Source organism: Streptomyces sp. NPDC043176 (assembly GCF_056436715.1).
The window spans coordinates 83,203-107,058 of record NZ_JBWKCA010000002.1 but is presented as its reverse complement, the minus strand read 5'-3'; the positions used below and the strand labels follow the sequence as shown (position 1 = coordinate 107,058).

Sequence of the window (23,856 nt, the reverse complement as noted above, 5' to 3'; positions counted from 1 at the left end):
TTCCACGAGGCCCGAATCCCGATGACGTACCCCACCCAGAACGGCACCACCCCGGAACCTGCTCCCGACCACAACTCGGTCTTGGGGCGAGCAAGTTGGGGCGGAAGCGTAGCTTCCGCCGAACCCGCCCCAGAGGGCGCGGGGCAGGACCTGCACCGGGGGGCGCAGGTCCTTCCGACTTCGACCGAGGGCGGGTCGAAGTCGGGGCAGGAGGAGAAGCCGACCGATCGCCGCACACGCCGAGAGCGCGCCGCCCGCGCCCGTCAGCGCCCGCGCCAGCCGCCCGAGAAGAAGCGTCTACACCAGCCCAACACACGTTTCAACGATGAAGAGTTCGCCCTGATCAAGTCCGCCGCCGCCCGGTGCAGCCTGTCCGTCGCCGGATTCCTCGCCCGTTCCGCGCTCGCCGCCGCCCGCGACCTCGACCGCACCAGCGCCGAGATCGCGGACGAGCGCGAAGTGATCACAGCCCTATTCGACAGCCGGCGTCGGCTCGGCTGGGCCGGCAGCAACCTCAACCAGGCGGTCAAAGCGCTCAACTCCGGTGCGGATGCGCCCCAGCTCGAGGCGGCCATCGCCGCCGTACGGCGGGCCGCCGACACCGCGCACGAAGCCGCCACGCGACTGATCGAACGCCGCAGCTCATGATCCCCAGCGTCAACTCCTCGGGCTCCCGGACCATCGGGCTCCTGTCCTACCTCTACGGCCCGGGCAAGCACGAGGAACACACCGACCCCCATCTCGTGGCCTCCTTCGACGGCATGTCCCCCGACCCCGGCCGCGACCCGAACGCCACTCTCAAGGACCTTCAGCAGCTCCTCGACCAGCCCGTGATGGCCCTCGCCGAACACGCCCGACCGGCCAAACACGTGTGGCACACCTCCGTCCGCGCCGACCCGCGCGACCGGATCCTGTCCGACGATGAGTGGGCCGACATCGCCCGCCGCATCGTCGCCGCCACCGGCATCGACCCCGGCGACGGACAGCCCGGCTGCCGCTGGGCCGCCGTACGGCACGCGGACGACCACATCCACATCGTCGCCACCCTCGTGACCGAGGACGGCCACCGGCCCGACGACTACCGCTCCGGCGCCCGCGCCCAGGCCGAAGCCCGGCTCATCGAGAAGGAACTCGGGCTCCACGAGGTCGCGCCCGGGGACGGCACGGCTGCGCAGCGCCCCACCAGCGCCGAACGCCACAAGGCCGAGCGCCAGGGCCGTGAGCGCACTGCCCGCGAAGAACTGCGCGAGACGGTACGGCGTGCGGTGGCCGGCGCGACCAGCGAGGAGGAGTTCTTCGACCGGCTCGCTGGCGCCGGCCTCCTGATCCGCAAGCGCGCCGCGCCCTCCGGGGACCTCCTGGGGTACAAGGTCGCGCTGCCCGACGACCGGAACAAGGACGGCGAGCCGGTGTTCTACCCCGGCGCGCGCCTCGCCCCCGACCTCTCGCTGCCCCGCATCCGCGAACGCTTCACCACTCCGGCCGCACCCGATCAGGGCCACACCGGTACGGAGCAGCCCGCCGATCCCCCGGATACCGGCCCGGCCATGGCCCGTCGCCGTGCTGCGACCGCGGCTTGGCAGGCGGTGCTGGTGATCGACCACGACTCCGACGACGGGCTGATCGCCGCGCACATCGCGGCGGCCGGGGAGATCCTGGACGCCCTCGCCAAAACCTCCGCCGCCCACACCCGAAAGGAACTCCGTGACGCGGCCTTCGCGTTCGAGCGGGCCTCCCGCTCCCACGTCCGTGCCGTACGCGGGCACGACCGCGCCCTGCGACAGGCCGCCCGCGACCTCGTCCACGGCGGCCCAGCCCTCGGCCGCGGGGAAGACGGCGCGACCACCGCGATGCTCATCGACATGGCGTTCTTCCTCGTCACCGCTGCTGCGGCCTGGCACGGCAAAAAGGAGCACGCCCAGCAGGCCGAGGCCGCCCGCCATGCCGCCGAACACCTGCGCGCCGCCTACCAGGCCGCCGCCGGCCAGCCCATGGCCGCCCTCCACCAGCGCGGCCAGCTCCTCCCCCTCCCGCTGCAGCGCCGCCACACCATCGTCGTGCGCCAGGCCGTGCCTGAGCTGGCCGAGCAGATCCTCGCCGAGGCGGGCTGGCCCGCGCTCGCGGCCACTCTCGCCGACGCCGAGGCCGCCGGGCATGACCCCGCCGTTCTGCTCAGCGATGCAGCAGGCCGGCGGGAGTTGGACAGCGCGGCCTCGCTCAGCGACGTCCTCGTGTGGCGACTTCGGCGAGCCGCCGGCCTTCCCGCCGACGCCTCCGCCCAGCCCGTCCCCGGCACCTCCACGACCCATACGTCGTCGCAGTCGCGTACGCCCGGCACCGCACAGGGCCGTGACGGCCGGCGCCGCGGGCGGTGATCATTCCCGGTCCGCACCCAGGCGGACCGCTTGCGCTCGCCCATGTGCGGTTCGGGCAGTGGAGTGGCTTCCCCGCCTCACTCCTCCACGGCGCCCTCTAGGAAGTCGTAGTGGCGGGCGAGGGCATGGCCGAGCTCCGTACGGCCCGGTGTGCCGGGCTGGGATGTCTGCCACAACGCGATGCCCGCGTTCTTAATCTCCGTGATGTGGAACGATGCCCTGGCTGAGTCGTCGGGGGCATCGGCAGCCACGAGGACCGCGAGAATCTGGTGGGCGGCTTCGCGACCTGGATGCCGAGCCGCGCGCCGTGCCACGGCGGTGATGCGGGTGATGTCCGTGGTGCGCTGAAGGGTCTGGGCGGTCAACTCCAGCCACACCGTGTCGTCCAGCGCTGCGGTGTAGGCGAAGTTCCCGGCGTCGTGCAGGTGGCCGGCTGAGCCGGGAAGGTCGAGCGCGAGAACGCCGCGCCACAGTTCAACGCCGTGCTCGATGTCCGACGCCCTCTCCGGGGTGGCGGTGCGGGGCAGGAGGCGCTCGGCGTCGCCCAGCAGCCGGGAGATCGCTGCCGGGCCGCCGTCGTAGGTGCTGAGGAGGGCGAGGAACTCGGGTCGGCCTCCGAGGTCGGCTGGCCTGGCCAGGAGCAGGGCCGCGCAGTATGCCCAGAGCGGCGCGTGTGTCGTGTCGTCGCCGTTGGTGCGGGCCAGGTAGGCGGCGAGCTTGATCGGGTCGAGGTGCTGCAGGATTCGCATGCCAGCCGCGTCGATGCTCCGCCGGGAGTTGATCCCGATGACGGCGGGGACGAACGTCTTGTCGAGGTCGAAGAGATCGGCCTGGTGCCGGTCGGTCCAGCGGGGCGCGTGCTGGATCAGAGCGGGGAGGTGTTGGCCGATGACGGCCAAGGCGCGGCCGTCAGATCCCGCGTCGAGGATGCCGTCGAGAAGGGTCTCAACGGCTGCCGTGAGTTCGGCCGGGGCCACGGCGAACGTCAGGCCGTATCGGATGAGGGCGTCGAGCGCGAGGCCGCCGATCTCCTGGTGCGCGACCGACAGCAGGTCGGCCACCGAAGTGGTCGGCTCGGTCCAGGCGGCGACGGCCGTATCCAGCCAGCCGGTGAGCGCAACCGAAATATCCCCGAGGCCGATGTGGTGCGTCCACGCCTTGCTCAGCGCCAGGCACAGGGTCTCCTGCGCCTGCAGCCGGACCGGGGCCTCGACGCCGGATACGCCAAGCAGGTCCCACAGCGCCGCGATGACGGCCCTCGTGGTGGCCTCGTGGTCCGGGAGCGGGCACGGGTCGGCGTTCAGCAGGGTGCGCAGCGCGGCCAGGTATGCCTGCTGCAGAGCGTGGTCCGCGAGGGCCGCGGTGACCGCGGGGACGTCGGCGGCCCACAGGGCCGGCTCGGTGGCGACGAGCTGGCCCAGGACAATCCGGGTGTAGTCCGGGGACAGGGAACCGGTCTGCTGCCGCTGCGGCAGGAGCGCGGCGGCGACCGGCGCGCCCTGGCTGGTGGCCACGGCTGCGAGTTCCTGTCCTGCGGCGGTGAGGGTGTCGAGGTAGGGGACGATCCGAAAGCGCGGCAGCGGCTTGGCCGGAGCGGGCCCGAGCAGGGAGGTCACCGCGTCGACGACGGGCCGCCACGGGGCAAGCACCGAGGCGGGCAGTACTGGGGACAGCGACCACGCCAAGGACCAGCCCGCCGGGGCCGGGACAGTCCAGTCGGCCAGAGCGCTGCGGCCCGCGTCGATGGCGGCCCCGGTCGGGGCCGGGCCGAGCGCGGCTGCGAGTTCTTCCTCCAGCTCCGGCAGGGCATCGGGCGGGCAACGGTCGAGGGAGGTGGCGACCAGGTCGACGGTGTCGACGCCGACCATCTTGACGTCGCCCAGGCGAGTCAGGAGGCCGCGGGCGGCTGCGAGCCAGCTCTGGGATGCCTCGGAGTCGTCGTGCTGCTGGGGGAGGGCCTCCAGCAGGTGCGCGGCCAGCACGCGGTCCGCCCACCGGGACGGTCCCGGCAGGCTCTGCCATCCGCCTGTGCGCTCGGCCAGGGTGACGCCGTGCTGGAACTCGGTACGGGCGAAGTCGAGGCGGGCACGGACCGCGATCCGAGTGGCGGAAGCGCCGCCGAAGTCGTCGGCCGCGACGCCCTGGCGCAGGTCGTCCGCCAGGTCGAGGTCCGCCCGCTCCACCCCGGACGTCACGGCAGCCTCGACGACCGCCTTCATTGCGGAGCGCACGGCCCGCAACGCGACCGCCTCCACGGTGCCGTCCGGGCCGTACGCGGCGCACTGGAGCTCCCTCAGCAGGGCCTGGAGCTCCCAGTATTGCCCGGCAGGGTGCTCCACCACGTACAGCAGCACCCGCTTGGCCGTCTCCACCCAGTCGACATCCCGCTCGCCGGTCGGGATGTCGACCAGCCACACCACCAGCTGGTGCCAGAGCACCTCCACGGTGCCGTCTTGGTCCAGGAGGGCGCGCACCAAGGGGGCGGAGGCCCTACCGATGGCGCGAGCCACCCGCAGCAGGCCGCCCCGCACCGCCGGGTCCACACCGGTGAAGGCGCCCTGGTACAGCTGGAGCCAATCCAGGGCCCGTTGCGGATCCGCCTGCGCGACGCGCTCCAGGTACGGCTGGGCCGGCCAGTGCTCCGCCTGGGGCAGCAGCCGCGCCGTACTGATCAGGTCGAGCCAGGCGGTGCTGATGGCGTTGGCGAAGAACCACCTAATCGCGCGGGGCTGGTGGAAAGCGGCCACGGCGGCGGCGTCCTCGGCGCTTGGCGCCTCGGTCCGGGCGAGCCGGACCAGCAGGGGGGCCAAGGCGGGCAGGTCGAGCAGGAGCTGCTCGACGTGGGCCAGGAGGTCGGCGAAGAGACGGCGGGTGCTCGCCTCGTCCTCGGCTCCGCCGCCGTGAAGGGTGCCGGAGGTGCGCTGGTAGAACTTCGCCCAGGCCCGAAACGCCTCCTCCTCGCCGTCCCCGGGGACGGTGCCGTGTCGCTGGGTGACGAAGTTCGCCAGCTGGCGCCGCCGGAAACCGCCGCCGATCTGCTTCTCGCGCTCCCGGTAGGCCCACGCGTTCCGCAGGCCGTCGAGACCGTCCGGCCGGGCAGCCTCTTCGGCCGCTCCGGACGCCTGGCGGGCCTGCCGCACGCGGCGCAGGATCTCGAGGACTGCCCGCTGGTCATCCCCGTCGGCGGGTAGCGCCGGCAGCTTCTTGACCAGGTCAAGGAGCTCGCGGAGCGCCTCGTACTCCGGACGGGGGTCGGGCAGAACCGGCAGATATGGCTTGGGGATGCGGATCAGCCGTTCGACCTGCGCTCCCAGACCGGCCTTCGGCTCCAAGGTGTCCGGCACGTCGGCGGCGTCGAGAACTTCGAGCAACTTGCCCAGCGGGGTCTGCCCCTGCTTCCCGGCCTGCTTGAGAAGGCCCCCGACCTCGTTGATGACCTGTTTCTCGGCATCGACCAGACCCTCGAAGTCCTCCCCGGCTTCCTTGAGGAGCGCATCCAGAGCGGATCGGCAGGACGCCTGGACGGTCTCGAACGGCCTGGGCCAGCGCTCGGGCTCCTGGAGCATCTGCGCGGCGGTGCACAAATGGGCCAGTGCGCGCTCACCATTGACTCCCAGCTCGGAGAGGGCCGTAGCAGTGTGCGAGCCGTCGGCCAGCCGGGACGGGTCAACTTCCGCTCCAGGAGCTCCATTCGGTGCCACTGGGCCACGCTAGCACCCCAACGGGCAGCATGATCGGCCGGACAGCGGACGCCGGGAGTTGTCCGGCCGAGACGACGATCGGTCCCAGTAATACTGCGCAAATTCGACGAGCAGGCCGCGCCGTCTGCGGCGATGAGGTAGAGGCGATCGGTGACTGGCGGACGATTCGGTGCTGGTCACGGAGTGACGAACGCCTCGTCCGCCTCCCAGGGCAGGACGACCTGCTGGGGCATCCTCGACAGCATCTGCATCAGGTCGGAGCGGTGCAAGGAGTGGCCGGACGCCAGGAGCAGCCGGACGTAGGTGTCCAGTACCCGCAGCAGCTCCTCCGGCACCCCACGCGCGGCCGGAGCCTCCCAGACGCCGGCGAGCACTCTGTCCGCCTCCTCCCCGGTCACGCGGAAGAACGAGTGTCGGTCCCAAGGGGCCATACGCTGGAGGGTGCCTCGGTCGCTCCGGCCGTTCCGGCCCAACAGGCGGTTGCCCGCCAACTCCAATGCCCGGACCACCGCCATCTCGGACACCGCGACCACCGCTGCCGTCGGCTGAGCCATTCCCTCTCCCCCAACTGTGCATACTTCGCGCCCGGCCGCGGCCTCACAGCCCGGGCTGGGCGAACTGCTGTAACAACCTGTGGGTCTCCCCGAAGAAGGAGAATCACTCGTCTGACAGCATGCCAAATGCGTGCCATCTATGAGTGCCCCCGGGGCGAGACTCCTCGGTGCGGGCGGCAGGGAAATACCTCCCGGGTTCACGGGGCGTGACTGGTGACTTTGTGAATTGAAGCTCCCGGGGGCGTGGGGGACGATCATGACGCGAGCAGGACGAGGCAAAGGAGGACGTCAGGGTGTTTCACCGGATACGCCGCCGGGCGGCGGAGCCCAGCGAGGCTCAGCGCCGGTTCTTCGAGCTGTCGGCGCGGCTGCGGGACCAGGTCCCGCCAGGAATCGGGGGGCAGCCGGCCGAGCCCGAGCGCGGTGAACCGGCCGTCGCGGTGGACGACTTCCTTCCGCCGGAACTGCGGGTGCCCAGCCACGATCAGCTCGACGGCAGGATGATGCCCTGGAAGCAGCCGCTGGTCCTCGACGACGAGATGGTCACCTGCGTCGAGTGCGGCGCGTACCGGGACTGGCTCGTCCTCTCCACCCGCGACCAGATCTGGCTACGCTGCCAGGCGGGGCACCAGCAGCAGGAGACGCGTCTCGACACCGCCTGGTACAACCGGAGCGCCGGGCCTGCGGACGCGACGCACGCCACGTTCGAGGACTGCCTGCGGCACCTCGGCCACTGACCCCCACCCCTACAACCCCACCGGGCCCGCGGGCCCGCACTGACCACCCGCCGCCTAGCACCAAGGGGTCAGTTCCGTCATGCGCGTTCGCGTCGCCACCACCGCCCTCGGCATCACCGCCGCTCTTCTCGCCGTGCCCGCGTGCTCCAGCGGCGCCGCCGGCACGAAGTCCGACACCGCCTCCTCCGCCCCTGCCGGGAAGCCGGCCCGCTCCGACCGGAACGGCGCTCTACTGTCTTCGGCCGTCCTGAAGACGCGTCTGCTCGACGAGGGCGACCTCGGCGGCGACTACGTGCGCAGGCCGGAGCGCCCCGCGCAGCACGACGACATCACCGTCGTCGGCTGCCCGGCCCTGAGCGAGCTGGGCGGCGACGCTGCGACCGGCGGCACACTGTCCTTCCCGCACAAGGCGAAGGCCACCTTTACCTACGCCGGCAGCACCTCCGAGGTCTCCGAGGAGCTGTACAGCGACAGCGCGATCAAGCTGTCCGACGGCATAGGCCGGATCTTCGACGCCATGACGGGCTGCCCGAGCTATCAGGTCGTCGCGGGTGGGACCCCGATCGACATGGCCTCGCAGAAGCTGCCCGCGCCCCACGGGCTCGGTGACGAGCAGTGGAGCCAGCTCCTGACGTTCTCCGCCGGAGGCCGCAGCACCGTGGTGAAGCAGACCGCGATCCGCGACGGCAGTCTGCTATTGATCGTCTCCGGCTCGCCGGCCCTGGTCGACCGCCACCTCGACACGGCCCTCGCCAAGGCCACGGCGACGAGCTGACCGGCCCCGATACGCGGATGCCCCCGACTCTGACGGTCGGGGGCATCCGCGCGTTTACCCACCGTCAGTGCGTGCCGCTCGGGCCGACACCGACCTGTTGCGTCGACCTCGACGCCGGGGGACAGCATCGTGTGCAGGTGGGTTCCGGCCCGAACAGCAAGTAGCCCGGCTCTCCCAGAGGGAGGCCGGGCTACGTGCGTCGGGCGAGAGGGGGCCGGCAGGCGTTAGACGGCAGGTGCGCGGAGGAGCCGCTCCTGGGTGGCCTTGGGCAGAACCCGTCGCAGGACTGGGGCGGTCGAGCTGAGGGAGCCGGCGAACGCGGCGACGAGGTCGTGCGGAACGCTGCTGCCGAACGACGCCACCCACAGGCATGGTGCGCCGAGCGCGGGCTCGGCCCACGCTTGCCACCCAGGCGGTCCAGCCTCGTCGGCCTTGGTGGTCAGGGCGCGCGGGTCGCCGTCCTGGATGAGGGGCGGCACCTCGCCGAGGCTGAGATGCGAGGTGAACGTCGGGTCCGTCGATGCCCCTTGGGGCTGGTCGATGTCGCGGAGCCATCCGTGTGAGGCGACAGCGTCGAGGACCACGTCCGGGCCGACGAGCGGCACGACGGGCTGGTCGCGGGCGTCGAGCGCGACGAGGAAGTCGGCCACGGCCTCGCCGGGGACGTCGGGGGTGAAGTAGGCCGACCACCCAGCGAGCGGACTGCTCGTGTCCGCGCGGGCGGAGACCTGCCAGGCGATCGGTAGTTCCCCCAGGTAGAACGGCTCGTCGGCCAGGCTCCACTGGGCCCACCGGAGGGTGTCGGGGCTGATGTGCAGGACGGTGCTGCGCAGGACCTGGCGGTCCTCGTCTGCTTCGTCTGGCTCGTGGCGACCGCGGACGATCGTCAGGCTCGACCAGCCCAGGCCGGAGAGCGTGTCGGCGACGGTGTCATAGAGGCGCCCGTCGTCGCCGGCCAGGTGCCGGGGGCCGACCCAGAACGCGGGCTGTCCGCCGGGCGGTGTGGACGGGTCGAGCGGGAATTCGGGGTACAGCGGCGCCTCCAAGGGCTCGATGCGGTTCTACTTGCCGCCTGCACTGCGGCGAGGGCGGCGTGGGGGTGCCTGAACGGGTTCCTGCCAGGCCAGGGCTACGACGACCTCCGGGGGGAGGTGGCCGAGCTGGGTGTTCTCGTCACGTCCCTCGGCGAGGTAGACGATGGTCTGGCCGGTCTCGTCCACGGACTGCACGACCTGCGCCAGCCGGTGGGACATCGGGAAGAACGGGTTCATGGCCTGGCGGACCGGAGCATCCCGATCGCAGCGGGACAGCAGGGCGATGAGGTCGCCGACGGTCATCTCCCGGGACGTCACGAAAAGCCTCCTGGGGTGCGGAAACGATGAGCGATGGAACCGGCCGGCACTTAGCCGACCGCCTCGGAGCGAGGGCTCCTGGGAACGGCAGCGCTGTCACACGCGACGCGAGGTCTCCAGCACGCGCGCGACGGCGGCGGCCACGATCTCGGCCGGCGTCTCGGTGTCGAACGACAGGTGATAGCCGCGCACCTTGGCCGTGCCGGTGACGGCGATCTTCCACCCCTCCCCGTTGGTGCCGGGACGACCGAGCGGGAACCAGCCGAGATAGAACCGGCCGTCCTTCGAGCTGACGTGCACGTCCGCGCGGTCGTCCACGATAAGGTGGAAGTCCTCTGCGGAGAACTGGTCCATGACGAGCGTGGGCTGGCCGGGACCCAGTTGCCACTCGCGCAGCCGCAGGGCCTCGACGGTCGTGGAGAATCCAGGGCTCACCGGAGTCAAGGTCACGAGCAATCACCTCTCTGACCTGGGGTTTCTTGCAAGGTCGTCTACGTTGACATGCCCCTGCCCGCGTTGGCCAGTCTTTCGAGGATCTTTCCTGTCTGCCCCCGGCGAACTGTGTCCTTTGACGGCGAACCCAGTCGCTGTGTCAGCGAATCGAGTCGACCTGCCAACCCCCTCTGGCCATCTGCCCCCAGTTCGTTTGCGGTTGATGCGGGAGCTGGCTATGCCCATGCGGTAGACCCGCACTGCTCGGGGCGGGGCGTCTTCCTCTCGCGGGTGAACTCGCGCACCAAAGGCCGCTACAAGGCTTCCGATCCGCTTGCCGCACAGTAGCCTCCGGGCATGTCCGCTGCCGCTGCCACCCTCTACGGAGTCTCCGGGCTACTGGAATCGGTCGGCCTGGTCGTGACCATCCTCGACATCAACAGTGCTCGCAAGCGTCTCGCCGGTTATCTCACGCGCCCGCGCAACGTCTACGCCACGGACGCGGGCGCCGTTGTTGAGGCGTTCAATGCGAACGTCGCCACGAACGAAGAGAAGACGATCGAGCAACGCATGGCTGACGTCGAAAAGTGGAAGCAGGTCGATCTGCCCCAGGAGCTCGACCGGCGGAACGAGGAATTGATGGTCCGCCTGGAGAGCCGATTCCAAAGCGACCTGGAGGCTGCCCGGAAGAACGTCGAGGACCAGTACGCAGGACTGCGGGAGTACGTCGAGGGCAGCAAGCAGAAGTGGTGGGAGAGTTACCGGGGCCCGATCCTGCTCATCGCCGGAGTGCTCGTCGGCACTGCCGCGAACTTCGTCGCGCTGGGCTGATCCGCAGCGATCACCCCCGTGCAGTCGCTACGCTCCGGCAGTGACCGTCGCTGGTGTCACCCTCGCCGTCATCGCCGCCGTACTGGAGCCGCGGGGGCTCAGGTCGACCGTAAAGGACATCCGACGGAGCCTCCGGCGCGTCTGCTGCGTCTGCTCACCGGCCCGCTCGGGTAGGGAGGTCCGGCGGCGAATGATCCGGCTGGCCGAGTGAACCCGCACGTCCCAGCCGCCCGGATCAGCATGCACGGGTGTGTCGGCGCTTTGTCAGGGGTCGACTCGATTCGATGACAAAGCGACTGGGTTCGCTGTCCGAGGACAAACTGTTCCCTTCCACCTCACTTCGCGTCGATCTCACGAAGCCACCTGAAAGGAAAGGGGTGGCCAACTAGAGGCCCGGAGGTGCAAGCTGGCCCGTTTCCCATCGTGAGGAGAAGTACATGGAGATCCGGTCGCTTGAGGAGCTGCGCGCCGCAGACGATCTGTCGCTGGCGTTCAACCCCTACGGACTCGGCGGCCGTATGAGACCCGAAGACGCCACGGAGTTCCAGCAGCGGCAGATCGCCGACTGCAACCTGTCGGAGGGCGTCGCGGCAGGGACACGTGACTCCTTCGAGCGGCTGCGCACCGTCTTCGCGTACGGCGTGCTGTGCTACGACGTGTACACCATCGTCGGCGACCAGGCTCTCCTCATCTACGAGCAGGCGTTGCGCGACCGCTTCATGGAGTGGTGCTCCGGCACCATCACCTTCCGCCTCTCTCAGGCCCCGGACGTCTCCTACACCGTCACGTCGTACGACGACGTCAAGAAGCGCGCGGACAGGATGACGCGGCAACGCGCGAAGCTGGTCGTCGACACCCACGCCATCGAGTTCAACGGGATGCTGCACGGGCTCCGCCTGTGGGCGCGTACGGCGGGACTGCTGCGCGGGCGGCGCAGCAGGGCGGTCGAAGACGCGCTGGCCAAGCTGCGTAACCACGTTGCCCATCCCTCCGGCCACCATGTCGATACTCCTGTCGGGGCGGCCCGAACGGTGCGGGATCTGGCGGAGCTGATCAACCAGCTTTGGGGGCAGGCCACCCCCGATGGGCGCCTGTACCCGGCACCTCTGCACCGGGAGATCACCGTGCTGAGCTGGAACGGTTCCGGGCGGGCACGGATGGAGCCCGCCGGCGCGCTCACTGCCTCCGAACCCATGGAAGATGAGGAGAGCGACGAGTACCAGCACGTCGTGGTACGGGCCATCCCCTTCATTCCGGGCAGTCGCTGGAATGACGCTCACTGGGCGGAGTTCGACACCCGCTACGAGACCACACGGTTCCCGACGGAGTACCTGTGGGGGCCTGGCACCCGCGAGCAGGCCCGGGCGTGGTTGGAGAAGGAGCGCCCTGCGGGGGACAGCATCGATTTCACCGACCGGGTGTTCCTCGTCCAGGACCATGGGCGCCTGCTGCCACCGATGCGGCCGGCGGTAGCGGCCGGGCTGCCCGACGGCGAACGCGTCGGTGTCTGGCATGTTGTGCGGGCCGACTTTCCAGACGACGCCTTCGCACACGTCCGAGGGTCCGCGGATCGCAGCGCCGGTCACGCCCGCCGCCCCGGAGATTGTCCTGCCTGCTCGGCTGAGGTCCTTGGCTCCGGCACCTTCGACGAAGCCCTTCGTGCTTCTGCCGCCGCCCTGGGACCGATCCAGGCGGTGCACCTGCCCTCCGTCCGACTCCCCTTGTCGATCTTCTGGCCCGACCGACCGTGCGGTACAAGGTGAGGAGACGGGTGACTGGCCAACAGCACCAGTCGTCATTAATCATGACCGCGACCGTGCCAGGACCTCAGGAGCCATCCAGATCGGCAGCCCGCCGCCCGGTCCTCTGGAGGGTCCAGGCCCGTGCCAGGGTTATCCCCATGGACCCTATGATCCCCGCACACGTCCCCGACGCGCCGCCGCTCACCTACGCCGACAGCTTCGACATACCGGTCCTCTTTCGTAACGGGCCCACGGATAAGCCCAAGAGGCAGTGGCGGACGGCCGAGCACAAGGCGTGGACCGGGTCGGACGGGTTCCCGGCAACGGATGGCTGGTACGCCCCGACCACCACGTGGCGCGAGATCATCAAGGCCGCCACCGAGGTCGGCCGCGACGTCACCCCGCACCTGCAGAACCAGCCGCAGTACGCGCACGGGGAACTCGTCGCCCGAGTCGCCCCGCTGTACGCCTACCTCGGCGCGCACCTCGTCGAGCCCCGGCACCCCGTACCGGGCGCGAAGGGCCAGCGCCTGACCCTGAACCCGGTCTACGCGCACGGAACCGAGCGCACGGCGAAGAACGCCGCCGCCTACCGGCTGGGCATGACGATGACCGAGTGGGCCTGCCGTTCGCTGCTCGGCCTCGGGCAGACCGAGCACCTCGAACTCGGCGGCCCCATCCCCGCCCTGAGTGAAACCTTCAAGGATCCGAAGAAGAAGCTGCCCGACCTGTGGGGACGGCACGAGATGGAGCAGATGTACTGGCTCATCGAGGCCAAGGGCGGCAACGTCGGCGTCGACGTACTCCGTAAAGGGTGGGCGCAACTGGCGGCCGGCAGCGAGATCCTCGGCTCGTACGCGCACCGCACCGTCCTGGTCGGTGCCTCCGTGCGGCCCGGAGACGACCTCTTCCTCACCATCGACCACGATCTGCACGCGGGCCAGCCGCCGCTCATCCCAAGCGGATCCGACTCCGACGACCACACAGCGGCGGGTCCGGGGAACCTCGAAGACCGCCTCGGCGACAACGACGACGCGCTCATCGGCACGGCCCGCGCCCAGATGCTCGCCTACTTGGCGCTGCGCTCCGCTCCCGCCTCCCAGCTGCGCACGGTGCCCGTGCCAGCCGACCGCACTTCCCGTCACCGGCGCTCAGGTCTGACCACCCCCCTGGAAGACGACACCCTCACGCTCGCTATGCGGGCCGACGCCCGTGGAGCGGCGCTCCACGGTGATCAGCACAACCTGCGTGCCGGGATCCGTTCGATGGGGCTCGACGACTTCCTCTCCTGTCGCATCCCCGGAACCGAGGTCTACCTCGGCATGTCCCGGAAGCTGTTCGCCGCCTGCGAGCGCCTCCACGAGGAAGATCTCGCCATCGCCAGGCGTACCCCGGGGCTGCGCGCTGAGGACCAGATGGCCGTCGACCAGGGGCTCAGCGAGGATGCTCAGGAAGAACAGCGACTCACCCGGCGGCGGATCTTCCGTGAGCAGCAGGAGGAAGCCCGTCCCCGGCTGCGCCCCCTGCTCCGTGAAGCCTACGAGCGGGGTGCGGCGAGCGACTGGAGCGACCTGCTGCGCCGCCCCCAGGAGCCGAAGCTCGACCTGGAGGGCGACGAGAGTCTCCTCGAAGCGGCGACCCCGGAAACGTACCTGGCCGTCAGTCGCTACGACGTGCCCCCGATCCGCGCCTAACCCGTGAGGTGTGGCCAAGAGGGGCCAGTTGGCCACTTCGAGCAACACAGGGGCCAGATGTGCCGCCTGCGGAGGTGGAGCCACTTCATGCCCCGATGATTCGATCAATGTCCGACTGCCGTCGTTCGGGTGGTGCGGCGGCGTGTCACCCCCGCGACCAGGACCTGCCCCCGGTCGATGTGGTCGAATCCGGATCGGTGGGCCCGGCGGGGTCCCTGCCCCGTGCTCGACCCGACATCGAGCACGCCGTGGAGAAGCCAACTCGGCCGGCGCCGCTGCATGGTCCTCGTGTTCCTCGTGGCTCTCTGCCGCGTGTGCTGTGTCGGGACGGCTCCGCGGCGTTGAGGGGCTTCGAGTTATGAAGACAACCGCCGTCGAACGTCGCGCCGAACTGCTGCGTCTGTACACCGGGATGCCCTGGCAGTCCGCCCGGCGCCGGGTCGAGGCCGCCGCGCCTGGCTCCTTGCTGATTCCGGAGCCGGATGCCGACCAGATCCTGCTGGAGGCCCGGGTGATGGCCGCACTGGCCTGGCGTCGGATCACCACTGTGCACCCATGGGGCATCGAATACGTCGACCCGCGCTCCGACCGCCTCCTGATCCGATTCGAGGCCGACCTGGTCGAGCGTCGTGACCCGAAGGAGTTCCAGGCCCTGGACCTGGCCGAGGCGCTACTACCGCGCGCCGACGAGTACGGCGACATCAAGGGGGTGCCGGGGGCCCGTACCCACGTCGAGGACGGCCAGGTGGTGTTGCGCGTGCCGGACACGTCCGCCTCCGTCACCCTGCTGGGTCTGGACCCCGACGAGTGGCTGCGCGCCGTCGACGTCCAGGACCGGCGGCTGGGCGCCTACGGCATGACGCCCTGCCACCGCGACCGGCCCGCCCGGTGGCACCCGGCCGAGCGTCCCTACCGGCGGCCGGGCGGCCGGGGCACCGCGGCGTCGGCCTGGCTGACCAGCGGGCTGCTGCGTCGTGCCGGCCTGATCCGCACCCTGGGGGCGCCGCTGGCCGTGACCGGCTGGCTCGGCCACCACGAACGCGGCGGTGGCGAACGCTGGATCATCGACCCCACTTTCGCGGAAGGTTCCGGCGCCACCGGCCACCGGCGGCTGATGGCACTGCTCGCGGCGCCCGGCTGGGGCCTGCCCCTCGCCTCCGTGGACGAACACTGCTCCTGTCATCTGCCGCCCGGCTACAGCGACCAGTGCACCACCGTCGCCGCCGGCCTGGCCGAGCGGCGCGGAGTGCTGGAGGTTCGCGCCATCCAGCGCCGCGGCGATCGCCTGAAGCGGATCCAAGAGGACAGGCCGGCGACCTTCGCTGCCAAGCAGCAGCTTGCCCTCTCCGTGCCCGCCTGGGTCGACCGCTGGCTCGAGCGCGGTGGATCTCCTGCTTCGAAGGCACCCGTACTGACATGAGACCGGGACCGGGCAGATCGTGCTGTATACGGCGGCGCGCAGTGGAGCCAGCCTGACACGGCGGTAGACGAGAGCAGGCCCCTGGAACGACGTCCCAGGGGCCCGCTGTTGGGGGTGATCTTCGGCTAGATGGTCTCGCTGATGTCGTCCGGCTCCGGCTCGATCCCCCCGCGACGGCGGGTGACGACCAGTGTGACGGCGCCGACGACAACGAGGAGGCCGGCACCTCCGGCAATCCACGGGGTGGTGTCGGCGCCGGTGTGGGCGAGGGAACCTGCCGGGATGACCGGCGCGGAGCCGCCGGTCGAGGCTGCGAGGGCTGATGGGGATGCGGTGGACGATGAGGCGTCGAGCGCACTCTCGGCCGCGGTGGACGAGGAGCCGGTGCCCGGCGTGCTGGTGTCAGTCTGCGTGGGCTTCGGAGCGCCGATCGGGCTGCTGCTCGGCTTGTCCGACGGAGTGCTGGTGGGCTTGGGCGTGGCGGCGGTCTTGGCGTTGGTGACGGTCACGGTCACCGGGGCGCCGGGGCCGGCGGTGAAAGTCTTCGACGGCTTGTAGAGGTCGTAACCGTCAGGGGCCTTGATCTGCTTGACCCAGAACTCCGTCTTCCGGCTCGACACCGGCAGCTCCCCGGAAGCCGTACCCCCGGTCCCGGTGGTGAGGGTGAGGAGCGTCGAGTCGCCGGTGCCGATGTTCACGGTCGCGCCGGGCAGGAGCTTGCCGGTCTTATCGTCCTTGGACTGCAGGACGACCTGGGCGGCCTTGAACGGGTCGGTGATCGTCAGCCGGGTGGTCGCGCCCGGTGTGACGATCACGTCCTGATCGGCCACGACGTCGTGGAGCGGACTACCGGAGGCCGTCTCCTTGAGCCGGTAGATGCCCGGCGCGAGGTCGGGGAAGGCCAACTTCCCCTGGTCGTCCGTCGTCCCACCTCCTGCCTCCTGGCCGGCGGAGTCGAGCAGGAGGAACGTGGCACCGGAGAGCACGTCCCCAGCCGGGTCCTTCTTGGTGATCTCGACGCTGCCCGCGTCCGAGGTCGGTATATCGGCGCGGGCCGTGGAGGCCGAGGGAGTCGGTTCGGAGGTCGGGGCGGCGAAGGCGGCAGGGGCCGCGGCGAGCACGGCCGTGGTGGTCAGGACGAGCGTGGGCAGGACGTGGTGGTGCTTTATGGCTATTACTCCGAGCGGGAGGCAGGTAGGGGGACGGCGCGCTCGTGGGTCAGCTGGCGGTGTCGCTCGTGCGTCGTCGGCGGCTGATCAAGTAGAGGCCGGATCCGCCGGCGAGTAGAGCTGTCGCGCCGCCGATCAGCCACGGCGTGGTGTCGGCCCCGGTATGGGCGAGGGAGCCGGACGGCGGGGCGCTCGGCGGGGCCGGGCGGCTGGTAGTGCTCCAGCGCGGGACGCTGGACGCTGGGAGCGTGGCCAGTCGTCGGGAGACGGCCCGCTGCACGTCGAGCGGGGTCGGGGCCGGCGGGCTTGGCGGGAGGACGGGGGTGAGCTGGGCCATGCCCTCGACGTAGCTGTGGGTGTCCTGACGCCAGCGCGGCAGCGGGGCCGGGTCGGAGACGCACTCGGTGACGGCCTTGAGCAGGGCGACAGGGGTGTCCGAGCTGGCGGTCGCGTACCAAGCGGGGCGGTCGATCGAGGTGCCGGCCCACAGGCTCCAGCGGGCGTCGCGCGTGGTGAGCTCGGCTTCCGGGTCGAGGCGCCCGGTGGTGAACTCCAGTCCGGCGAGCCCGTCGGCGGAGTGGATCGCGAAGACCCCCCAGCGGGGGTGGTCGATCTGCCAGCCGCGTTGGATGAGCGGGACGACCACGACGAACGGGTCACGGTCCATGCTCCTCGGGTCGGGCGCGGCGAGGTAGGCGTCCGGGCCGTTCTCGTACGCCTCGGCGAGAGCGTTGGTGAAGGCCGTCACGAACTCGGTGGGGCAGGAGTCGTTGAAGCACGTGCCCCAGGTCGGCGGACCGAACGGGTCCTTGTAGGCGTTGATCCGCCACAGGCCGTCGTCCTCTCCTTCGGGGAGGAAGCCGAGGCGGACCTTGCGGTCCGGGGCGTTGACATAGAGGTTGCCGCGGTCGTCGTGCTCCAGGTCCCAGCCGAGGTTGAGCAGCGGGGCGAGCGCGGGGTCACCGATCCCGATGGAGCCGGCGAGATGGCGGGGGGATACGTAGACGTCCCCATCGATGTCGGAGGACGGGTCGGGCCGGGGATTCATCGGACCGCCTGGGTGGTCATGGTGATCTCGTCGCCCGCCGTGTCAAGGCGCTCGTTGACCTCGGCGGTGTTGCGGCCGGTGACGATGTAGAACCCGGCCCGGGCGGTGAACAGGTCGCCGTCGGGCGGCAGGACGAGCCGGTCGCCGATCTCGCGGATCCACTGCACCTGCCGCAGCCACGGGGTGTGGGCGGCGAACGGCTGGTTGATGTGCCGCTCGGTGAGCGTGCCGGAGACGGCCGGGTGGAGCATGCGGATGCCTGCGGCTCCGCGGTGGGTCTGGGTAAGGTCTGGTTCTTGGCCGCAGGCGAGGTCGGCGGCGGCCCTCGGCAGGTCGATGCCGGTGGCGAGGCGGACGAGGTGTCCGATCATGTCGCCGCCGATGCGCGCGTTCACCTCGATCAGCCGAGGCCGGCCGTCCACGAGACGCATCTCGACGTGCTGTACGCCGTCGGTGAGCCCCAGGGCCTTGACGGCCGCCGCCGCGACGGGGGCGACCTGCGCGAGGAGCGGGTCGGCCGCATCGACGGTGTGGCCGATCTCCTCGAAGTACGGGGCGGGGCCCAGCTGCTTGCGGGTCACGGCGACGGCGGTGGTCTCGCCGCGGTGGGTGACGCACTCGACGGAGACCTCGGGGCCGTCGAGGTACTCCTCGACCAGGACGGCCGTGTCCTCGCGGCTGCGGCTCGCGCCGGCCGAGGCGAACTCGAACGCGGCGGGGAGTTCTTCGGGCCGGTTGACGCGAATCACGCCGATGCTGCCGGCGAACGCGGTCGGCTTGATGACGGCGGGGTAGCCCAGCGTCATGGTCGCCAGTCCTGCCTCCACCAGACTGCGCACCGTCATGGAGGATGCCGACGGCACCCCGTGGCGGGCGAACAGCGTGCGGGCGGTGGCCTTGTTGCGGCAGCCTCGTGTCACCTCGACGGAGTTCGACGGCAGGCCGAGCGCGCGGGCGAGACGGGCGGTGGGGACGAGGTTCCACTCGTCCCACGTGACGACGCCGCCGAGGTCGTGGCGTTCGGCCAGGGCGCGGCCGGCGACGAGCAGTGCTGCGGAGTCGTTCAGGTCGACGACGGCGTGGTCGACGATGTACGGCTTCTCCCACGACGGCTCGGTACCGGTCAGCAGGACGACGTCGTACGCGGCGGCCACCTGCTCGAGGCAGTAGCCGCGGTAGATCTCATCGCCCGGAGAGACGACGAGTACGAGGGGACGAGCGGGCAAGAAGGGTTCTCCGTATCGGTGGAGGGCAGGGCGGGCGTTTCAGGCGGCGCGGCGGCGGCGCAGCTCGAACGCGCCGGCCCAGCGGGGGTGGTCGTCGACCAGGCGGCGGGCGTAGAGGGCGGTGTAGTTGTTGTTCAGCCCGGCGACGCCGTGCGGGAGCTGGCGGCGCAGGTCTTCGAAGAGGTCCTTCACGCCGACGCGGGTAGCGCCGGCGGCAAGGCGGCGGGCGGCCAGGCGTTCCAGGGCTCGGTAGACGTGCGGGTTGTGTGCGTCGAAGGCGTGGAACTGCTCGGTGATGGTGCGACCGCGCGCAGGGTTCGGGCCGAGAGCGACAGCGGGCATGGGGTTCTCCACAGGCTGGGGAAAGCGTGGCGGGGTCAGGTGCGCAGGGCGGGATCGGTGCGCAGGCGGGCGAAAGCGAGGAACAGCCCGAGGGCCTGCAGGGCGGCGCAGGCGGTGATGACGTGGCCGAGTGCCTTGGGCGGGGTGAGTGCGGTCAGCACGCCGGCGACGGGGAAGGGCAGCAGGAGGATGAGGATGGTCGCCGACAGGGTGCTGCCGAACGCCTCCGGTGGAATGAGGCGGGAGCGCAGGGTGCGCAGGACCACCGTCATGCCGCCTTCGCCCGCCATGAGGAGGGCGACCAGGATCAGGTAGGACAGGTAGTCGGGGGCCTGGGCGGCAGCGAGACAGGCGAGCGAGCCGAGGGCAGCGCAGGCGGCACCGACCGGCCACAGGCCCAGGCGGTCGATCGCGAACCGGCAGATGGTGACGGCCAGGAGCGTCGCTCCGGCAGCGGCGGACCAGACCAGGCCGACGGCAGTGGTCGACTGCCCGAAGTGCTGAACGACGATCACAGGTCCAGCCGCTTGGAAGAGACCCGTGGCCAGGTTGGACAGGGTCAGGCCGGTCACGAGCCAGCCGAGCGCGGGCAGCGAACGGATGGTGCGCCATCCGGTGAGCAGGCCGGCGTTCGTCTGCCCCTTGGGCAGTCGGGCCGGGGCGACAGGCGAAGGGGGTGTGCGCAGTGCGAGCAGCGCAGCGAGCAGCGAGAGCGCGGTGATCACCGCGAGCATCTGCGGCGGGCCGGTGAGCAGAAGCAGTCCGGCGAGCGCGGGTCCGGCTAAGGTCGCGGTCTGGTCGATCCCGAGTAGAACGGCCTGGACGCGGTGGGCGCGTGTACCGGCTCGGCGGCCGGCAGCGGCACCCGCGGTCTCGGCCGCGATGTAACTGAACTCCGTGAGCACGCCGGTGGTCGCCGCGAGCGCCATCACGGTCACGCTCGCCACGATGCCGGACGGGTGAAGGTAGAGAAGGACGGCGCCGGCGGTGAGGGCCAGCGCTCGTCCCATGGAGGCGAGGTGGAAGACGACGGCTGCTCCGCGCCGGTCGACGACGGAGCCGGCCCACCCGAACGCCGCCAGCCTCGGGATCCACTCCAGGGCGAAGGCGGCGCCCGTCAGCGTGGCGGAGCGTGTGGTGGCCAAGACCAGGAGGGGGATGCCGTAGGTGGACATGGCGAACGCCAGGGCGTCCGCCGTGCGCGGCAGGTAGATGCCGCGCATCAGCCCGGCGGTGTGACGCGCGTGCCGGGGTGCGACCGCTACGCTCACGCGATCGGCTCGGGCTCGGGCAGCGCGGTGACCTGCGGATTACTGGTCAGCCACTGGAGCAGCAGAGCGCGAAGACAATCAAGGTCCGTGTCGGGCTCGGAGCCGACCACCGGCTCGGTCGCCGGAGAGGGGAAGCCATCGGCCTGCCCGGTTCCGAGCGCGGACGCCAGGAGGTCGAAGGTGTGCCGGACGCGGCTGCTGAAATCGCTGATCGGCTGCGGACAGTTGTGGCGGCGGGCCCATCGGGCGGTCGCGTCGTAGAGGTCGGCCAGGGCCGAACCGGGCTCGGTGAGTTCCAGGCCAACGCCGGGAACGGACCGGACGAGGCCGTGGTCGCGGGCCGTCTCGGTAGCGCAGCGCAGGTGGTGTGGGGACAGGTCGTGGAGGATGCCGGCCAGTCGTCGCGGCGGTATCGCCCCGTTGTCGTCGATCTCGGTGATGAGCCGGACCAGTGGCGGCGAGGCCAGCACAGCGGTGGCCTTGTGCAGTTCAGCGGAGGTGAACAGGGTGGTCATCGGCGCGGGCCTCCCGCCGGGACGGCCGCCATCGGGCGGGCGGGCGTGGCGTGGGAGAAGAGGTCGCGGTTGTGCCACGTCGGCCGGGACTGGTTGCTGACCCACCCCTTCGGCGCGGGCGTCGTCTGGGGATGCCCCCAGACCGGGTGTTGGCCGGCCTTGCTGAGGGGCTGACCGGCGGACCACGCGGACACGGCTCCGAGAACGGGCCCCAGGCCGTCGCCCGCCGCGGACAGCCGGTAGGGCCGGCCGATCCCGTCGGTGTCGACCAAGCCGTCGGCCACCAACTGGCGTAGCGGCGGGTAGACGTTGGTCCAGTCACTGCTCGGCATGAGGATCCTGGCCAGCGCCCGGCCGCTCACTTCTCCGCGCTGCTTGAGCACCCACAGCAGGGCGGCGGCGTGACGCCGGGTGAGCAGGGTGAGGCTGTCCTCGACCTGCTCGATCACGGGCAGCGGGCGGTCCGGCTTCTCCAGGTGCTCCTCGGCCCAGGTGGCGATCACCGGCAGCACCGGCAGCAGGGCGGCACCACGGTCGGTGTGGCCGTAGGTGACGTGCCGCGCGGTGTGTTCGGTGCGCTCGACGAGCCCGGCGTCGCACAGCGACTTGAGCTTGGGGTGGAGCTGGCCGCTCTGCAGCCAGGGCACCCGGGCCGCCAGCTCGCTGTAGCGCAGCGGCGGACCGGAGAGCGCCAGCATGATCCTGACGTTCCAGCGCGGAGTGATCATGGCGAGGGCCTCGGTGACCCGGGCGATGTCGGCGTCGGTGTCGGGAGGCAGAGCGGTGATGGCCAAGGGAGGGACTCCTGGGAAGTGAAGAGGGATTCGCCTGCGGGTCAGCGGCTTCGGGGCGCGCTTGGGGCCGGGCGGGGCGGAGCCGGTACGGGCGGCGCGGATGCTGGCGGTGAGGGTGCCGGGGCCGAGGTGCGGGTCAGGCTCTGCAGAACTGCGGAGGCCGACTTGGTCTGGGCGTCGCGGGTGGCGACGGCTTCGGCGAGCCGGCGGGCGCCGTCGAGGAGGTGGGAGACTTCGTGCCGGTCGATCTGCCGGTCCGGGTTCAGGAGCCGGGCGAGGTGCTCACGGTGGAAGTCGATGCTGCGCTCGGCGAGGGCCAGGTCGGTGTGCATGCCGAGCAGGGCGGAGAGCATCCCGGGCGGCTGGTCTTGGGCACAGGCTTCGAGGTCGGCGAGCGGAGCGCCGTACAGTTCCTCGATCCGTCCGGCTACCTCGGTGGACGTGGGATGGGGCAAGCGGGGGCTTTCACGGTCGGCGGGGCCGGGCCGCCCCGGCATGCGGAGGTGCCGGGGCGGCAGGCGGGGCCAGGGTGGTGGTGGCCCTGAGCTGGGTCATGCGGACGGGCCGGGGTCGCTGGTCGAGCGTGGGCATGGTGCGCAGTAGCTCGCCGAGCGCGGTGCGGTAGCCGTCGCGGGCTTCGAGCGCCGCCTCCAGCCACTGCGAGTCGAAGCGGAGCTGGTCCGCCGACAGCTCGCCCATGTCGCGGTCCGGACGCATGTCCGCGTGGACGCGGTCGCGGACGCGGACGACCTGTTCCTCGGTCAGGGCGAGGAAGGAGCGCAGTTCCATGGCCCGGGAGAGGCATCGGGGCCGCATGCCGCCTCGTGCAGCTCGGAGACGGGGGTGCCGAAGACGTCCTGCAGCTCGCTGTCCATGGTGCTGGTCTTGATTCGCACGCTCACCGCGGGGCCCTTGCCGCTCGGGCCACCGCCGGCGCGGGTACTCCCGCAGGCGGGCGAGCCGGGCTGGTCTGCACCGCCGGTCCTGTTCGGGAACGGAGGCGGGCGAGGCGTTCGGCGGCGAGGCCCTTCTTGCCCGGAGCGTCCGGGTTGAGGAGCCACCGCACGACCAGGGCCCGGCCGTCGCGGGCGGTGACGGCCGCGTTCACTCGGTGGGCGAGGTCCATCGTCGGGTCGTCGACCTCACTGGGCTGGGTCTGCAGTGCGGCGAGGAGTTCGTCCTCCGCGCGGTCGAGCACCGCCTGGGCGTCGAGAAGCAGACCGTGCCACTTGACGATGTCGGTGACGTAGGGGTTCGTGGCCGGATCGTCGGTGACCACGGCCTTCAAGTGGTCCATGCTCGTTCCGAGATGGGCTTCGATCCGTGCGGTGAGCACGCCTACGACGTCTTCACCGACGTCGGGTATGTCGTCAGACAAAGGGAAAGGTTTCCTTTCCGGAAGGCGATACCGGAGGGGAAGGTGGGGAGTTCGCAGGCGTCCCGGTAGCTCAGCCGGTGGGACGGGAAGGGGCGCGGGTGCGGCTCTCAGTCGAGGCACATGCGGACGTCGCGGTAGACGTACGTGCCGGAGACCCAACCCTTGACGCCCGTAGTCCTGTCCGTGATGTAGAGCCAGTTGCCGCTCTTCTTGTGCACGGTGAACTTGTGGCTGCGGTAGAGGATGCCGAGGGCGGTGGAGTTCGAGGTGGCCTTCGACCGGATGGTGACGGCCGCGGTGTGCACCTCGTACGGCAGCGGCGGCAGGTCGTAGCAGCTGGTCGCGAGGGCCGTGGGAGCGGCGGCGGGTGCCGCGCTGGCGGTGGTGGCGGACAGCACCGGCAGGGTGATGGCGCCGAGCATCGCCGCGGTGATGGCAATTCGGGTGGAGCGCATGCTGAAGAGACCTCCGTAAAGGCATAGGGATGAGATGGGCGGCCG

General features: G+C 70.9%; 23 protein-coding genes and 1 pseudogene. 8 read left to right on the top strand and 16 right to left on the bottom strand.

Annotated features, from left to right (window positions below):
* The first annotated feature begins 21 nt into the window (after positions 1 to 21).
* Together AC067A_RS03135 and AC067A_RS03130 are read left to right on the top strand one after the other, a co-directional pair.
* Positions 22 to 648, top strand: coding sequence for a hypothetical protein (locus tag AC067A_RS03135; protein ID WP_391074132.1), 627 nt, complete (start codon positions 22 to 24; stop codon positions 646 to 648).
* Positions 645 to 2,375, top strand: a complete 1,731-nt coding sequence (locus tag AC067A_RS03130) for a relaxase/mobilization nuclease domain-containing protein (protein ID WP_391074129.1) — start codon at positions 645 to 647, stop codon at positions 2,373 to 2,375. Before AC067A_RS03135 ends, AC067A_RS03130 begins: the two co-directional genes overlap by 4 nt.
* 77 nt (positions 2,376 to 2,452) lie before the next feature.
* On the opposite strand, the gene AC067A_RS03125 is transcribed toward AC067A_RS03130, so the two are convergent.
* Positions 2,453 to 6,076 carry a hypothetical protein gene (locus tag AC067A_RS03125; protein WP_478613750.1) on the bottom strand — a complete coding sequence of 1,208 codons (3,624 nt, stop codon included), beginning with the start codon at positions 6,074 to 6,076 and terminating at the stop codon, positions 2,453 to 2,455.
* 176 nt (positions 6,077 to 6,252) lie between these two features.
* Positions 6,253 to 6,630 (bottom strand): hypothetical protein, encoded by a 378-nt coding sequence (locus AC067A_RS03120; RefSeq protein ID WP_478613747.1) that lies wholly within the window; start codon positions 6,628 to 6,630, stop codon positions 6,253 to 6,255.
* A gap of 293 nt (positions 6,631 to 6,923) precedes the next feature.
* Here AC067A_RS03120 and AC067A_RS03115 point away from each other — a divergent pair, with 293 nt between their 5' ends.
* Both AC067A_RS03115 and AC067A_RS03110 read left to right on the top strand, forming a co-directional pair.
* A complete protein-coding gene (locus AC067A_RS03115; RefSeq protein WP_478613744.1) occupies positions 6,924 to 7,367 on the top strand; it encodes a hypothetical protein in 444 nt (147 codons plus the stop codon).
* A 79-nt stretch (positions 7,368 to 7,446) separates the two neighbouring features.
* Complete coding sequence (locus tag AC067A_RS03110) at positions 7,447 to 8,142, top strand: hypothetical protein (protein WP_478613742.1); 696 nt, start codon at positions 7,447 to 7,449, stop codon at positions 8,140 to 8,142.
* 224 nt (positions 8,143 to 8,366) lie between these two features.
* Here the strand turns inward: AC067A_RS03110 and AC067A_RS03105 are convergent, their stop codons facing one another.
* From AC067A_RS03105 to AC067A_RS03095, 3 genes are all read right to left on the bottom strand, one after another.
* Entirely contained in the window at positions 8,367 to 9,188 is an 822-nt protein-coding gene (locus AC067A_RS03105) for an SPDY domain-containing protein (protein ID WP_478613739.1), read from the bottom strand.
* 15 nt (positions 9,189 to 9,203) lie between these two features.
* Positions 9,204 to 9,494: a hypothetical protein gene (locus tag AC067A_RS03100; RefSeq protein WP_391074113.1), complete on the bottom strand. Its 291-nt coding sequence runs from the start codon at positions 9,492 to 9,494 to the stop codon at positions 9,204 to 9,206.
* 96 nt (positions 9,495 to 9,590) lie between these two features.
* Positions 9,591 to 9,929 carry an SPDY domain-containing protein gene (locus AC067A_RS03095; RefSeq protein WP_391074110.1) on the bottom strand — a complete coding sequence of 113 codons (339 nt, stop codon included), beginning with the start codon at positions 9,927 to 9,929 and terminating at the stop codon, positions 9,591 to 9,593.
* A gap of 354 nt (positions 9,930 to 10,283) precedes the next feature.
* Here AC067A_RS03095 and AC067A_RS03090 point away from each other — a divergent pair, with 354 nt between their 5' ends.
* The 4 genes from AC067A_RS03090 to AC067A_RS03075 all read left to right on the top strand — a co-directional run bounded on the left by AC067A_RS03090 (position 10,284) and on the right by AC067A_RS03075 (position 15,613).
* The gene (locus AC067A_RS03090) at positions 10,284 to 10,757 is read left to right on the top strand and encodes a hypothetical protein (RefSeq protein ID WP_391074107.1); all 474 of its coding nucleotides are present in this window, start codon (positions 10,284 to 10,286) and stop codon (positions 10,755 to 10,757) included.
* A gap of 437 nt (positions 10,758 to 11,194) precedes the next feature.
* The gene (locus AC067A_RS03085; protein ID WP_478613735.1) at positions 11,195 to 12,520 is read left to right on the top strand and encodes a hypothetical protein; all 1,326 of its coding nucleotides are present in this window, start codon (positions 11,195 to 11,197) and stop codon (positions 12,518 to 12,520) included.
* Between the two features lie 137 nt (positions 12,521 to 12,657).
* Positions 12,658 to 14,193, top strand: a complete 1,536-nt coding sequence (locus tag AC067A_RS03080; RefSeq protein WP_391074098.1) for a gamma-glutamyltransferase — start codon at positions 12,658 to 12,660, stop codon at positions 14,191 to 14,193.
* A 358-nt stretch (positions 14,194 to 14,551) separates the two neighbouring features.
* Positions 14,552 to 15,613: a hypothetical protein gene (locus AC067A_RS03075; RefSeq protein ID WP_391074095.1), complete on the top strand. Its 1,062-nt coding sequence runs from the start codon at positions 14,552 to 14,554 to the stop codon at positions 15,611 to 15,613.
* Positions 15,614 to 15,738: 125 nt separating this feature from the next.
* On the opposite strand, the gene AC067A_RS03070 is transcribed toward AC067A_RS03075, so the two are convergent.
* The 11 genes and pseudogenes from AC067A_RS03070 to AC067A_RS03020 form a co-directional block, all read right to left on the bottom strand.
* The gene (locus AC067A_RS03070; RefSeq protein ID WP_478613730.1) at positions 15,739 to 16,734 is read right to left on the bottom strand and encodes an MSCRAMM family protein; all 996 of its coding nucleotides are present in this window, start codon (positions 16,732 to 16,734) and stop codon (positions 15,739 to 15,741) included.
* 97 nt (positions 16,735 to 16,831) lie between these two features.
* Positions 16,832 to 17,830, bottom strand: a complete 999-nt coding sequence (locus AC067A_RS03065) for a DUF317 domain-containing protein (protein WP_391074089.1) — start codon at positions 17,828 to 17,830, stop codon at positions 16,832 to 16,834.
* On the bottom strand, positions 17,827 to 19,056 hold the full coding sequence (locus AC067A_RS03060) for an ATP-grasp domain-containing protein (RefSeq protein ID WP_478613726.1): 1,230 nt from the start codon (positions 19,054 to 19,056) through the stop codon (positions 17,827 to 17,829). The genes AC067A_RS03065 and AC067A_RS03060 overlap by 4 nt, the downstream gene beginning before the upstream one ends.
* Before the next feature lie 39 nt (positions 19,057 to 19,095).
* Positions 19,096 to 19,398 (bottom strand): hypothetical protein, encoded by a 303-nt coding sequence (locus AC067A_RS03055; RefSeq protein ID WP_071265904.1) that lies wholly within the window; start codon positions 19,396 to 19,398, stop codon positions 19,096 to 19,098.
* 35 nt (positions 19,399 to 19,433) lie between these two features.
* Complete coding sequence (locus AC067A_RS03050; RefSeq protein WP_478613721.1) at positions 19,434 to 20,669, bottom strand: MFS transporter; 1,236 nt, start codon at positions 20,667 to 20,669, stop codon at positions 19,434 to 19,436.
* Positions 20,666 to 21,184: a regulator gene (locus tag AC067A_RS03045; RefSeq protein ID WP_391074080.1), complete on the bottom strand. Its 519-nt coding sequence runs from the start codon at positions 21,182 to 21,184 to the stop codon at positions 20,666 to 20,668. The genes AC067A_RS03050 and AC067A_RS03045 overlap by 4 nt, the downstream gene beginning before the upstream one ends.
* Positions 21,181 to 21,978 (bottom strand): winged helix-turn-helix transcriptional regulator, encoded by a 798-nt coding sequence (locus tag AC067A_RS03040; RefSeq protein WP_391074077.1) that lies wholly within the window; start codon positions 21,976 to 21,978, stop codon positions 21,181 to 21,183. The genes AC067A_RS03045 and AC067A_RS03040 overlap by 4 nt, the downstream gene beginning before the upstream one ends.
* A 41-nt stretch (positions 21,979 to 22,019) precedes the next feature.
* Complete coding sequence (locus AC067A_RS03035; protein WP_391074074.1) at positions 22,020 to 22,433, bottom strand: hypothetical protein; 414 nt, start codon at positions 22,431 to 22,433, stop codon at positions 22,020 to 22,022.
* Positions 22,434 to 22,443: 10 nt separating this feature from the next.
* Positions 22,444 to 22,853: pseudogene (locus AC067A_RS03030) on the bottom strand (hypothetical protein).
* A gap of 23 nt (positions 22,854 to 22,876) precedes the next feature.
* Positions 22,877 to 23,356: a hypothetical protein gene (locus tag AC067A_RS03025; protein WP_391074071.1), complete on the bottom strand. Its 480-nt coding sequence runs from the start codon at positions 23,354 to 23,356 to the stop codon at positions 22,877 to 22,879.
* 107 nt (positions 23,357 to 23,463) lie between these two features.
* Positions 23,464 to 23,778 carry an SH3 domain-containing protein gene (locus AC067A_RS03020; protein ID WP_190044281.1) on the bottom strand — a complete coding sequence of 105 codons (315 nt, stop codon included), beginning with the start codon at positions 23,776 to 23,778 and terminating at the stop codon, positions 23,464 to 23,466.
* Between the last annotated feature and the right edge of the window lie 78 nt (positions 23,779 to 23,856).